The organism is Citrobacter sp. CK189 (assembly GCF_030333505.1).
Classification (GTDB): Bacteria; Pseudomonadota; Gammaproteobacteria; order Enterobacterales; family Enterobacteriaceae; genus Citrobacter_B; species Citrobacter_B koseri.
The window spans coordinates 137,227-150,583 of record NZ_JAOWFV010000039.1 but is presented as its reverse complement, the minus strand read 5'-3'; the positions used below and the strand labels follow the sequence as shown (position 1 = coordinate 150,583).

10 protein-coding genes and 1 other RNA gene are annotated in these 13,357 nt (G+C 52.4%); all 11 read right to left on the bottom strand.

Going from position 1 to position 13,357, the window contains the following annotated elements; translation table 11 throughout:
* Positions 1-338: 338 nt before the first annotated feature.
* Positions 339-1,703, bottom strand: coding sequence for an L-serine ammonia-lyase (tdcG, locus tag OGV83_RS16400; RefSeq protein ID WP_012135249.1), 1,365 nt, complete (start codon positions 1,701-1,703; stop codon positions 339-341).
* Positions 1,704-1,803: 100 nt separating this feature from the next.
* The gene (locus OGV83_RS16395) at positions 1,804-2,199 is read right to left on the bottom strand and encodes an enamine/imine deaminase (RefSeq protein WP_012135250.1); all 396 of its coding nucleotides are present in this window, start codon (positions 2,197-2,199) and stop codon (positions 1,804-1,806) included.
* 13 nt (positions 2,200-2,212) lie between these two features.
* Positions 2,213-4,507 carry a formate C-acetyltransferase gene (gene pflB, locus OGV83_RS16390; RefSeq protein ID WP_012135251.1) on the bottom strand — a complete coding sequence of 765 codons (2,295 nt, stop codon included), beginning with the start codon at positions 4,505-4,507 and terminating at the stop codon, positions 2,213-2,215.
* 32 nt (positions 4,508-4,539) lie between these two features.
* Entirely contained in the window at positions 4,540-5,748 is a 1,209-nt protein-coding gene (gene tdcD / locus OGV83_RS16385; RefSeq protein WP_024130974.1) for a propionate kinase, read from the bottom strand.
* 31 nt (positions 5,749-5,779) lie between these two features.
* Complete coding sequence (tdcC, locus tag OGV83_RS16380) at positions 5,780-7,111, bottom strand: threonine/serine transporter TdcC (protein ID WP_012135253.1); 1,332 nt, start codon at positions 7,109-7,111, stop codon at positions 5,780-5,782.
* A gap of 34 nt (positions 7,112-7,145) precedes the next feature.
* The gene (tdcB, locus tag OGV83_RS16375) at positions 7,146-8,135 is read right to left on the bottom strand and encodes a bifunctional threonine ammonia-lyase/L-serine ammonia-lyase TdcB (protein ID WP_012135254.1); all 990 of its coding nucleotides are present in this window, start codon (positions 8,133-8,135) and stop codon (positions 7,146-7,148) included.
* A gap of 103 nt (positions 8,136-8,238) precedes the next feature.
* Positions 8,239-9,177, bottom strand: coding sequence for a transcriptional regulator TdcA (tdcA, locus tag OGV83_RS16370; RefSeq protein ID WP_047461068.1), 939 nt, complete (start codon positions 9,175-9,177; stop codon positions 8,239-8,241).
* Positions 9,178-9,971: 794 nt separating this feature from the next.
* Positions 9,972-10,350: RNase P RNA component class A (gene rnpB / locus OGV83_RS16365), an RNA gene on the bottom strand.
* A 32-nt stretch (positions 10,351-10,382) separates the two neighbouring features.
* Positions 10,383-11,528: a glycerate 2-kinase gene (gene garK / locus OGV83_RS16360; protein WP_047461065.1), complete on the bottom strand. Its 1,146-nt coding sequence runs from the start codon at positions 11,526-11,528 to the stop codon at positions 10,383-10,385.
* Positions 11,529-11,624: 96 nt separating this feature from the next.
* On the bottom strand, positions 11,625-12,515 hold the full coding sequence (gene garR, locus OGV83_RS16355; protein ID WP_104868152.1) for a 2-hydroxy-3-oxopropionate reductase: 891 nt from the start codon (positions 12,513-12,515) through the stop codon (positions 11,625-11,627).
* A gap of 28 nt (positions 12,516-12,543) precedes the next feature.
* Positions 12,544-13,314 (bottom strand): 2-dehydro-3-deoxyglucarate aldolase, encoded by a 771-nt coding sequence (gene garL / locus OGV83_RS16350; RefSeq protein WP_024130976.1) that lies wholly within the window; start codon positions 13,312-13,314, stop codon positions 12,544-12,546.
* Positions 13,315-13,357 lie beyond the last annotated feature (43 nt).

Here is a 13,357-nt window from a genome sequence, read left to right as displayed (position 1 = left end):
CCGTGCCGCATCAAGGCGATACGCGGTACGTCGTGCGCAGGCGAGTTATTGGAGTAGTGAGGGAATCATACGCGCAGGATCAGAGAAAAACTTCACAAACAAACCCCTGTAATTTCTAAAAGTTAAGAAATATTTTCTATTTTACATCCAAATAAAGAATTTAATTTCTATTTTTGAAGCCGATCACAACAAAAAAGGTGCACTAAAGTGCACCTTTTTTATCATGCCATGTTGATTAGTTCATTGCCGGATGGCGGCGCTTGCGCCTTCTCCGGCCTGCAAACGTACGTAAACCGTAGGCCTGATAAGCGCAGCGCCATCAGGCACGGCTATTCACCTCAGGTACAAACGACCTTAATCGCCAGCCCACCGCGCGAAGTCTCGCGGTACTTATCGTTCATATCCTTGCCGGTTTCATACATCGTCTCGATCACTTTATCGAGCGACACCCGTGGCTCAGACGTCCGCCGCAGCGCCATTCGCGCCGCATTCACCGCTTTTACCGCATTAATCGCGTTACGTTCAATGCAAGGAATTTGCACCTGCCCGGCCACCGGATCGCAGGTCAATCCCAGGTTGTGCTCCATCGCGATTTCCGCCGCAATGCAAACCTGCGATGGACTACCGCCCAGCAGTTCCGTCAGCCCTGCCGCCGCCATCGAGCAGGCGACGCCAACTTCCCCCTGACAGCCCACTTCCGCACCGGAGATAGACGCATTCATCTTATACAGCGCGCCAATCGCGCCCGCGGCCAGCAGATAGCGGGCAATCGAGTTGGCATTCACCGGACGGCGGAACTTATCGTAATAGGCCAGTACAGCTGGAATAATGCCGCATGCGCCGTTAGTTGGCGCCGTTACGACCCGTCCTCCTGCCGCGTTCTCTTCGCTGACGGCCAACGCAAACATGTTGATCCAGTCGATAACGTTCATCGGGTCGCTGGAGAGGCTGTCGCTGGAGACCAGCAGACGCCTTAACGCAACGGCGCGACGCGGCACATTCAGCGGCCCCGGCAGCACGCCCTCGGTGTTCATGCCGCGTTCAATCCCGGCGTGCATCACATCCCAGATGCGCGCAAATCCGGCGTCAATCTCCTCTTTGCTGCGCAGCGCCAGCTCGTTTTGCATCATCAGGCCAGAGACCGAAAGCCCGTTTCGCTCACACAGTTTCAGCAGTTCGCTGGCCGAGTGAAAATCATAAGGCACAGGCGTTTCGACATCATGCGCCTGCCCGAAACGCTCCTCTTCGACGATAAACCCGCCGCCGATGGAGTAATAGGTTTTGCTCAACAGCGTCTCTTGCCCGTTCCATGCCGTAATACGCATCCCGTTTTCATGGCGCGGTAGCGTTTCGGCGTGAAAGAGAATGCTGTCTGCTACCGGGAAATCAACAACGTGCGCGCCCTCGGCCACCGGCAGGCGTCCACTGCGCGTTACGTCTTCAATAAAAGTGGGAATCGCGTCGATATTCACGTTTTGCGGGCTGTTGCCTGCCAGCCCCATCATGATGGCGGTATCCGTCGCATGACCTTTCCCGGTCAGCGATAACGATCCATACAGATCAACCGTAATACGCGTCGTGCGGAGTAAATCACCCTTGCTGGTCAGTTGATCGATAAAACATTTTCCTGCATTCATTGGCCCTACGGTATGGGAGCTGGAAGGTCCAATGCCAATCTTAAAAATATCGAATGCGCTAATCATATCCAGAACCTCGGATTGCCGTTCAGTGGAGACCAGACATCAAATAGTTTCACACTCGTTTTTGGGATCGGGGCGATCCTGACGATCGCCCCGCAGGGGGTTACAGCGTATCGCCACGCACCGCGATAGCCTCAATCTCCAGCTTCACATCCTTCGGCAAACGGGCGACCTGCACACAACTGCGCGTAGGGTAAGTCGCCTGATGCTCATCAAAGAACTGCTGATACACCTCGTTGATGGTGGTGAAATCGTTCAGATCGGTAATGAACACGGTGGTCTTCACGATATCGCCCACTTTCAGGCCCGCTGCTTCCACAATCGCTTTGACGTTTTCCAGGCTCTGACGCGCCTGATCGACGACATTTTCCGCGACCTCGCCCGTTTGCGGGCATACCGGGATCTGACCTGAGGTCAGCACCATACTGCCCAAATCCACACCCTGTACGTAGGGGCCGATGGCCCCCGGTGCATGTTGGGTGGCAATAATCTTTCTCATAGCGCCTCCGGCGTTATATCGCCTGGGTAAAGGTACGTGAAATCACATCCTGCTGTTGCTCGCGGGTGAGCGCATTAAAGCGCACGGCGTAGCCGGACACGCGGATCGTCAGGTTCGGATAGCTTTCCGGGTGCTCGATGGCGTCCAGCAGCATTTCACGGTTCATCACGTTGACGTTCAGGTGCTGACCGCCTTCCACATGCGCTTCATGATGGAAGTATCCGTCCAGCAGGCCGACCAGATTGGTTTTCCGCACGCCGTCATCTTTGCCCAACGCCGCAGGCACAATGGAGAAGGTGTAGGAAATCCCGTCTTTGGCATAGGTGAACGGCAGTTTCGCGACGGAAGTCAGCGAAGCGACAGCGCCTTTACGGTCACGGCCGTGCATCGGGTTCGCACCCGGCGCGAACGGCGTACCGCCACGACGTCCATCCGGCGTGTTCCCGGTTTTCTGGCCGTACACCACGTTCGAGGTGATGGTCAGAATGGACTGCGTCGGCACCGCGTTGCGGTAGGTTGGCAACACTTTAATTTTCTTCATAAAGCGTTCAACCAGATCGCAGGCAATGCTGTCCACGCGCTCGTCGTTGTTGCCGTACTGCGGATATTCGCCTTCGATGACAAAATCGACTGCCAGCCCGTTATGGTCGCGCACCGGTTTCACCTTCGCGTACTTGATGGCGGACAGCGAATCCGTCGCCACGGACAGCCCCGCGATGCCGCATGCCATCGTGCGATAAACGTCACGATCGTGCAGCGCCATCAGCGACGCTTCGTAGCTGTACTTGTCGTGCATGTAGTGGATGATATTCAGCGCGCTGATGTACTGCACCGCCAGCCAGTCCATGAAGTGGTCAAGGCTCTCCATCACCGTGTCGTAATCCAGCACGTCATCCATTAATGGCGCCGTTTTTGGCCCAACCTGGATTTTCAGCTTCTCATCCACACCGCCGTTGATTGCATACAGCAGCGTTTTAGCGAGGTTGGCGCGGGCGCCGAAGAACTGCATCTGCTTACCGATGACCATTGGGCTGACGCAGCAGGCAATGGCGTAATCATCGCTGTCAAAGTCAGCGCGCATCAGATCGTCATTTTCATACTGCAAAGATGAAGTGACGATCGACACCTGCGCCGCATACTTTTTAAAAGCGACCGGCAGGGCTTCTGACCACAGCACGGTCAGGTTCGGCTCTGGCGCAGGCCCCATCGTGTGCAGGGTATGCAGATAGCGGAAGGAGTTTTTGGTCACCAGCGTGCGGCCATCCAGCCCCATACCGCCGATCACTTCGGTTGCCCAAATCGGGTCACCGGAGAACAGCGTGTCAAATTCCGGCGTGCGCAGGAAGCGCACCATGCGGATCTTCATGATGAAGTGGTCGATCAGTTCCTGCGCCTGTTCTTCCGTTAAGATCCCGGCTTTGAAGTCTCGCTCAATGTAGATGTCGAGGAACGACGCGGTACGGCCCAGCGACATTGCGCCGCCGTTCTGCGATTTCACCGCTGCCAGATAGGCGAAGTAAAGCCACTGGACGGCTTCCTGCGCGTTACGCGCCGGACGGGAAATATCGCAACCGTATTTAGCAGCCATTTCCTGCATTTGCAGCAGCGCACGGCGGTGTTCGGCCAGTTCTTCACGCAGGCGAATCGTCGCTTCAAGGTTCTGCCCCCACTCCAGATTTGACTGGAGATCGGCAAACTGCAACTCACGCTCGCGCACCAGATAACGGATACCGTACAGCGCAACGCGGCGATAGTCGCCGATAATGCGCCCACGGCCGTAGCCATCCGGTAAGCCGGTCAGCACCCCGGATTTACGGCAGCGCAGCATATCCGGCGAATACGCGTCGAATACCCCCTGGTTATGGGTTTTACGCAGCTCGGTAAACTGATATTCAAAATCAGCATCCATTTCACGACCATACGCCTGGAATGAGCTTTTGATCATGTTGATGCCGCCAAACGGATGCAGCGCGCGCTTGAGTGGCTTATCGGTTTGCAAACCGACGATTTTTTCCAGCTCCTGCTCAATATAACCCGCGTCATGGGCAGTAATGGTGGTCGCAATATTGGTATCGAAATCGACTGGCGCATGCGTCGAGTTTTCAATACGAATACCCGCCATAACTTTTTCCCACAATGCGGTAGTCGCAGGCGTGGCTTCCGCGAGGAAGGATTCATCTCCCTCATAGGGTGTATAGTTGTGCTGAATAAAATCACGGACATTAATTTCTTCTTTCCAGTCCGTACCTTTAAAGCCAAGCCAGGCTTCGGCATACAGCATATCGCTGGTATCGATATTTACCTTCATGAAAAATAGTCTCTCTACAGAACAACAATAAATTATGCAAATTCCACAGGTGCGTTAACTTTGCCTAAATGAATAGCGTCGAGGGCAATCATTTTTTCTTCATTCGTTGGAATGACGGCACAAATAACGTTGGTGTCTTTGCTGGAGATAATTCTTTCACCGTGAGAATTAGGCAGGCTATTCATCTCGTGATCTAATTTCACGCCCAGAACAGCCAAATGTTCAATGACCAGACGGCGAATTAACACGGAGTTTTCGCCAATCCCCCCGGTAAAAATAATACCGTCCAGGCGGTGTAACGATGCGGCATGCCCGGCAATGTGGCGGGCAATACGGTGCACAAAGGTTTTAATCGCCAGTTGCGCACGTTCATGCCCTTCATGCCAGGCTTTTTCCAGCACACGTAAGTCAGATGACAGACCGGAAATCCCCAACAAACCAGACTCTTTATTCACCACGCGTTCCATATCGCCCAGCGTCTGGTTGGTTTCGCTGGCAATCCACGCCATCGCGCCGAAGTCCACATCGCCGCTGCGAGTGCCCATCATCAGCCCTTCCAGCGGGGTCATCCCCATAGAGGTATCGACGCTTTGACCGTTACGAACGGCACAGATAGAAGCGCCATTGCCCAGATGCGCGACAACCAGACCCGAGTCCTCTTCCTGTAGCGCAAGAAGGTCATGCGCACGTTGCGAGACATAGCGGTGCGAGGTGCCATGAAAGCCATAGCGCCGGACGCCCAACTCCTCAAAATATTTCCACGGCAAGCCGTACAAATACGCTTCAGGCGCCATCGTTTGATGGAAGCTGGTATCAAATACCGCCACCTGCTGTACGCCCGGGAAAAGATGCTGCGCCGATTCAATTCCGCTTAAATTGGCGTAATTATGTAACGGCGCTAAAGGAGAAACCCGGCGGATATTCTCGATAACTTCATCCGTAATAATGGCTGATGCCGTAAAGATATTTCCGCCGTGGGCAATACGGTGGCCAATTAAGGCCACGCTGTCGATTAAATTACGTTTTTCCAGTTCAAACGCAATCGCCTTTAATGCGCCTTCGTAGCTGTGGTGAGCCAGCTTAGCTGGCTCTCCTCCATTTACGGATAAAAACGCATCTTCAGAATTAATACCGTCCGCAATTCCTGCCATTAACACATCGCAATGGGTTGCATCCAGTACTGAAAACTTAATGGAAGACGATCCACAGTTAATCACCAGAACTACCGGAAATTCATTCATTTCACTACTCCGCTCATCCTGAGCTAAAGGATTAGAACAGTTTGTACACGATATTCAGGATGGTCAGCAGACCAATCACGGTCACAAACACGTTATCCAGACGACCACGGTATTTCGCCAGTGACGGCGCTTTACGGATGGCGTACATCGGCAGCAGGCAGAGCAGCGAGGCAATGATCGGCGCACCCATTGCTTCAATCAGGTCCAGGATGTTCGGGTTGGCGTATGCCACAACCCAGGTGGAACCCATGATGAAGATCATGCTGATGGTGTTGAGTTTGCCCAGTGAAACTTTGGTTTTATCGCCTTTGTAACCAAACTTCAGCACCAGACCGTTCAGGCCTTCCAGCGTGCCCAGATAGTGACCGAAGAATGATTTGAAGATAGCGACCAGTGCGATGATGGAAGCCCCGTACTCCAGAACCGTAGCAAACGTTGATTTAGTGCCAGACAGCGACGCAAAGTGGTTCGCCAGATATGAGAGCACCGGAATGTTCTGCGCTTTCGCATCCGCCATGTTGGCCGGAGAGAGCGTGAACAGGCAGCTGAAGGCGAAGAACATCACCACGGCCACCATCAGCATGCTGGCGCGGGAGATGATCTGTGAACATTTACGCTCGGTAAATTCACGACCAAAGTCTTTCTCATACTCTTCACGTTTGGAAACCACGAAAGAAGAGACGATAGGCGAGAAGTTAAAGGAGAACACCATGATGGAGATACCCAGCCACACGGTAACCAGAATGCCGTCATGCCCGGTTAACGCGATATTGCTGAGATCCACCTGATCGATAACCGCAGAGTTCCAGTAAGGGATCAGCGACAGAGAGATCAGCACCAGGCTGGCAATGAACGGCCATACCAGGTAGCTCATCACTTTAACCATCAGGTCTTTACCAAACCAGATAACGAAAGCCATCAGCAGCAGCAGGAACAGCGCCACAAAGCCACGGTTAAGCGCCGGCATCTGCAACTGGTTTTCCCAGAAGGTCATAAAGGTGTTGGTAATGGTTACGCCATAAATCCACAGCAGCGGACAGATAGCGAAGAAGTACAGGAACGTGATGACCACGCCGCCTGTTTTACCAAAGTGCTCTTCTACCGTTTCTGTGATGTTGCCGGAAGGGTTAGAACCGGAAAGACACAGGCGCGCCAGCGCACGGTGGCAGTAAAACGCGATGGGGTAGGCCAACACCAGCATCAAAAGAATCGGGATCAGCCCGCCAAATCCTGCGCGAATAGGGAAGAACAACACCCCGGCGCCGATGGCAGTACCAAATAGTCCCAGTGTCCATGTGGTGTCCGATTTACGCCAGGACGACTGTTTTGTCTGGCTGGATACAATGCTATCAGTAGTACTCATATCCTATCCTCAACGAAAAGATTAATAGCCGGGTTTAAGCGTCAACTAAGCCCGTAATTTGCGATACACGAGAAAGATCGATATTGCCGCCAGAAATAATGCTGACCGTTTTTCTGTTCTGGATATAGCTATCTAATTTCCCGCTTAATAATGCGGCACATGCCAGTGCGCCAGCGCCTTCAGTGACGACTTTATTGCGCTGAATTAATGCAATCATGCTGTTACGAATTTCATCTTCGCTGACCAGGACAATGTCATCCACTAATTCACGAACAATCTCATACGTTAAATTACCCGGGCGAGAAACATCACAACCATCCGCCAGGGTGCCGGTCGTTCGGTGAGTGGTTATTTCTCCTGCATGATAAGATGCCGCCATGCCGTGTACGTTTTCGGACTGTACGCCAATAACTTTAATTGTCGGGTTAATGGATTTAATAGCAATCGCAACACCGGCAATCAGACCGCCGCCGCCAATTGGTACAATGACGTTATCGACATCATACAGATCTTCCATAATTTCCAGGCCAATTGTTCCCTGCCCGGCAATCACTTTCGGATCGTCATAAGGTGGAATAAAAATGCGGCCTTCAGTCTCAACAATTTCGCTCACTTTGGCGATGGTATCGTTGAAGTTGTCACCGTGCAGCACCACTTCAGCGGAGTAGTCGCAGGTGGCCGCCACTTTGGACTTCGGCGCGCCTTTCGGCATCACGACTTTGCCGTCGATACCGAGCATCGCGCAGGAGAGAGACACCCCTTGCGCATGGTTACCGGCAGAGCAAGCCACCACGCCTTTACGTTTTTCTTCTTCCGTTAATGAACTGAGTTTGTTAAACGCACCGCGGATTTTAAAAGAGCCCGTGCGTTGCATATTTTCGAACTTAAGAAATATTTCGCCTTTGCAGCGCTCGCTGAAATAGTTAGAGCGCGGCATACCTGTTTTATAAATTTTCCCCGCAAGTCTTTTTTTCGCTTCGAGGATATCTTCAATCGCAACCGGGAGATCGTATGTAATATGCATTATAACCTCTTAACCTGGGTATTAAGGTAAAATAAATAGTCAGTACCAACGTCTGATATTCAGACAGATGGCATCAGTTTTTGATTAAATTAAATTTAATCCGTTACTTAATTTCTATTAATTGCTTTCGTCTGCAACCATTATAAGATGAATATTCTTTGGCTAATTCCACCAAAACCGATGCTGCTTTTTTAATCCGATAGTTTTTAGACCAGATCGCGGCATAACGCGCGACCGGTAAATCTTCCTCTACTGGAATCGTAATAAACTGGTTTGAACCGAATGGAGATGTCATATCGCAGGGAATGACGGTCAGAAAATCAGCATTGAGAACAAGATTATAAATAGTGACAACGGAATCTGTTTTAACGATGTTTTCACTGCTGATGCCATTTCTTTGTAACGTGGTGAGGAGTTCGCTGTAGTAGCCCATATTCGTTTGTGGCAACACCCACTGTTCGTTCTGCAACGATTCCAGTGTGGTGATGCCGGTGCATGTTCGGGACTTACTGGCCACCAGGACAAACTCTGACTCAAAAAGCGGTTCCACGTGTAGATCCTGTAGTTTCATCTCATCACTGAGCGTGCCGATAGCGAAATCCAGGCGTCCGTCGCGAATCGCGGGCAGGAACGAGGAGAGCTGCGCTTCATACATCGACACCTGCGCTTTTGGGAACACCTCTTTAAATTTATGAATCATGTCAGACATAAAGGTAAAGCCAATCAACGAAGGAAAACCAAACGAAACGTCGACCACCGTGTTGCAGGTCATGCTGTTCATCTCGTTCACCATGTTTTTCATTTCACGGGTGATGGATTCAGACCAGGTAAGCAGCACCTGACCTGCGCTGGTTAACGTGACACCGGTATTTTTGCGAACGATTAACTCAACGCCAAAATAGGCCTCAACATCATTGATAATTTTACTTACAGCAGGCTGAGTTAACCCTAACTCTTTTGCGGCAGAACCGATAGAACCACTTCTAATGACTTCCTGAAAGACCACCAAGTGCTGTGTTTTAGGGAGAAGAATAGTATTCATATCGACCTGCACTAATTACTTTGTTGACGGCATGAAGTGTACCAAATAAAGGTTACATGGTTATGTGCGACTACTCACAAATTAACTTACCTTACATTTTGTAAGCTTATTTTTTAAAAAATAAACCATTTATTATCAACAAGTTGAAAGAACACGACTGCACTTTATCATGATTTTTGTCAAAAAATCATGAGGGGATAACAATATTTTATGGCGATAACATATGCGTTTCATTCGCTATTTTACAAATTCGGGAAAGACGATAATTCAATCAATTATCGCATAATTAACACGCAGATTTACGTTTAAATTTAACGGACAATTAATCAAAAATAAGTACAATTACGCCCTTATTGGGATTAAAGATTGTGGCATATCACATTTTTTCTTCTTATTTGTTTGTAAAAAAACATTACACACACGAATATTTAATTCATTTAATACACGCCATTATCATTACCAACAATATATTAACACTGTGATTGTCAATTTTTGTAGCGCGTAATTTTGTGATAGCGATCAACAGCCAATCTTTTATCCGGTTAAAAAAACACCACACAGCGTTTTGTGTTAGTGGTCACAGAACAAGAAATATCTTTTGGCGGGGAAATTATGTTACGCGGCGCGATCGGGCACCTTCTGCGGGGAATCCGCCGGATGGCGACGCTGGCGCGTCTTATCCAGCCTACCAAAGCGCTCTGCCACAGGCCTGATAAGCGCAGCGCCATCAGGCAGTACCGGGAACCCAAACGCTATGAAAGCAAAAACCCGCCGAAGCGGGTTTTTACATGAAGAGGTGAAACTGACCGATAAGCCGGGTTCTGTCGTGGACAGTCATTCATCTAGGCCAGCAATCGCTCACTGGCTCAAGCAGCCTACCCGGGTTCAGTACGGGCCGTACCTTATGAACCCCTATTTGGCCTTGCTCCGGGTGGAGTTTACCGTGCCGCGAACTGTTACCAGCCGCGCGGTGCGCTCTTACCGCACCCTTTCACCCTTACCTGATCCCGCTTGCGCGGGCCATCGGCGGTTTGCTCTCTGTTGCACTGGTCGTGGGCTTGCGCCCCCCAGGCGTTACCTGGCACCCTGCCCTATGGAGCCCGGACTTTCCTCCCCTCCGCCCGTCTCCCCCGAAAGGGACGACGACGAAGCGGCGACTGTCTGGTCAGCTTCGGCGCGCAGTATAGAGGGTTTGTACGCCATTGTCACCCTGCACTGCGCATTCCTATCGCCAGCGTTGCGGCGATGTTTCGCGAGGCGCGGTAGATATTATCAAACGCGCCGCGAAAGGCTTCATCCAGCGTGCCAATGCGGGTAAGCACGCTGAACACGGCATCAATACCATGCTGATGCACCACTCCCACATCATGCGTCAGACTCCCCGCGATCCCAATTACTGGCTTATGATACTTTTTCGCCACACTGGCGACGCCTATCGGTACTTTGCCGTGAATACTCTGGCTGTCGATACGCCCTTCGCCGGTGACGACTAACGCGCAGTCGTGGATGTGTTCTTCCAGATTGAGCGCCGTGGTGACTATCTCAATGCCGCTGCGCAACTCTGCGCCGAGGAAAGCCATTAAGGCCGCCCCCATCCCGCCAGCCGCGCCCGCGCCGGGGACATTTTCCACATCCACGCGCAGCGACTTTTTAATCATGTCGGCATAATGAGCAAGATTGCCGTCCAGTTCATGAATGAGCTTTTCGGTCGCGCCTTTCTGCGGCCCAAAGATTCGCGACGCGCCATTTTCGCCCGTCAGTGGATTGGTCACATCGCAGGCCACCCGGATAGCACACGTTTTTAAACGCGGATCGAGACCAGAGACATCAATCGAATTCAGGCTGTTCAGGCTGCCGCCGCCGTTCCCAATTTCAGTACCGTTCGCATCCGTTAATCGGGCGCCCAGCGCCTGCACCATGCCCGCGCCGCCGTCATTGGTCGCGCTGCCGCCAATGCCGATGATAATGCTTCTGGCGCCGTGCTCCAGCGCATGCAGGATCAGCTCTCCGGTGCCGCGCGACGTGGTAATCAACGGATTACGCTTTTCTGGCGGAACCAGCGCCAGCCCGCTGGCCGCCGCCATTTCAATAAACGCGGTACTGCCGTCCCCGGACATGCCCCAGTTGGCCATGACGGTCTCCCCCAGCGGCCCCGTCACAAAAGCGGTATACTGCGTTCCATGCGTGGCGGCAATCATGGCCTCGACCGTTCCCTCTCCGCCGTCAGCGACCGGGATAGAAACATACTGCGCATCGGGAAAAATTTCCCGGAATCCTTTTTCTATCGCCTGCGCAACTTCAGCGGCAGAAAGGCTTTCTTTATAAGAGTCTGGGGCGATTACGATTTTCATAGTTGTAGCCTGTTACTGCACAACGCCGGATGGCATTTCACTTATCCGGCCAGGGTCATAGGCCCGGACCGCCGCGCGCGACCGGGCATGACGTCATTAGCGAGCGATTTCCACTTTCGCCAGTTTTTCGTAGTAGCAGGCCAGGGCGCTATGGTCGGCCGTGCCCAGACCATCGGCACGTAGCGCCTGCATCATTTCCATCACGGCGGCGGTCAGCGGCAGCTGCGCGCCTACGCCATGAGAGGTGTCCAGCGCATTCGCCAGATCTTTAATATGCAGATCGATGCGAAAGCCCGGTTTGAAATTCCGTTCCATCACCATCGGCGCTTTCGCATCCAGCACGGTGCTACCCGCCAGACCGCCGCGAATCGCCTGATACACCAGATCCGGGTTCACCCCCGCTTTGGTCGCCAGCGTCAGCGCTTCAGACATGGCTGCGATGTTCAGCGCGACAATCACCTGGTTAGCCAGTTTGGTCACGTTGCCCGCGCCGATATCACCGGTATGCACCACGGAACCGGCCATTGCTTTTAGCAGATCGTAATATTTATCGAAAATCGCTTTATCGCCGCCAACCATCACCGACAGCGTGCCGTCGATCGCTTTCGGTTCGCCGCCGCTTACCGGCGCATCCAGCATATCGATACCTTTTGCTTTCAGCGCGTCGCTGATTTCACGGCTTGCCAGCGGAGCGATAGAACTCATATCGATCAAAACGGTGCCTGGCTTCGCGCCTTCAACAATGCCTCCTTCGCCCAGCGCCACTTCTTTCACATGCGGCGAGTTCGGCAGCATGGTGATAATCACATCGCACTGTTCGGCAACGGCTTTTGCCGTGGTTGCGGTTTCTGCGCCTGCGGCAATAACTTCGGCAATCGCGTCAGGGTTACGGTCAGAAACCACCAGCGAGTAACCGGCTTTGAGGAGGTTTTTGCTCATTGGTTTACCCATGATGCCCAGGCCAATGAAACCTACTTTCATCGTCATAATCTTCTCTCTCTTGTTTCAGTGGTGGTTATTTCTTAAAGGCGTCAGCCAGCTTTTGCGTGGCGGAGCGGAACACGCCCAAATCGCTCCCCACGGCAACGAACGTCGCGCCCCATTCCAGATAGCGGCGCGCGTCGGCTTCGACCGGCGCCAGAATGCCGCACGGTTTACCGTGGGCTTTGGCGCGGGCAAAGATATGCTGAATGGTTTTCTGTACTTCCGGGTGAGAGGCGTTGCCGAGATGACCTAACGCCGCAGCCAGATCGCTTGGGCCGACAAAAATACCGTCAACACCTTCAGTGGCCGCGATAGCATCAACGTTATCCACCCCCTGCTGGCTTTCGATCTGCACCAGAATGGTGATGTTCTTATTTGACTGGGCAAAGTAATCCGGCACGGTGCCAAACATATTGGCGCGATGGGAAACGGAGACCCCACGGATGCCTTCCGGCGGATAACGCGTCGAGGCCACGGCGCGAACGGCTTCTTCTTCCGTCTCGACAAACGGGATCAGGAAGTTATAGAAACCGATATCCAGCAGACGCTTAATGATGACCGGCTCGTTCGTCGGCACCCGTACCACCGGCGCGCTGGCGCTGCCTTTCAACGCCATCAGTTGTGGAATAAAAGTTGAGATATCGTTCGGCGCATGTTCGCCATCCAGCACCAGCCAGTCAAAACCTGCCAGCCCTAACACTTCCGTACTGATGGGGTTTGCCAGCGCGGACCAACAGCCGATCTGAATGCGTTGCGCTGCCAGCGCAGCTTTAAATTTGTTCGGGAAGATATCGTTACTCATCATTTATACCCTGGATGAATCATTATTTATTTCCGCAATTCCG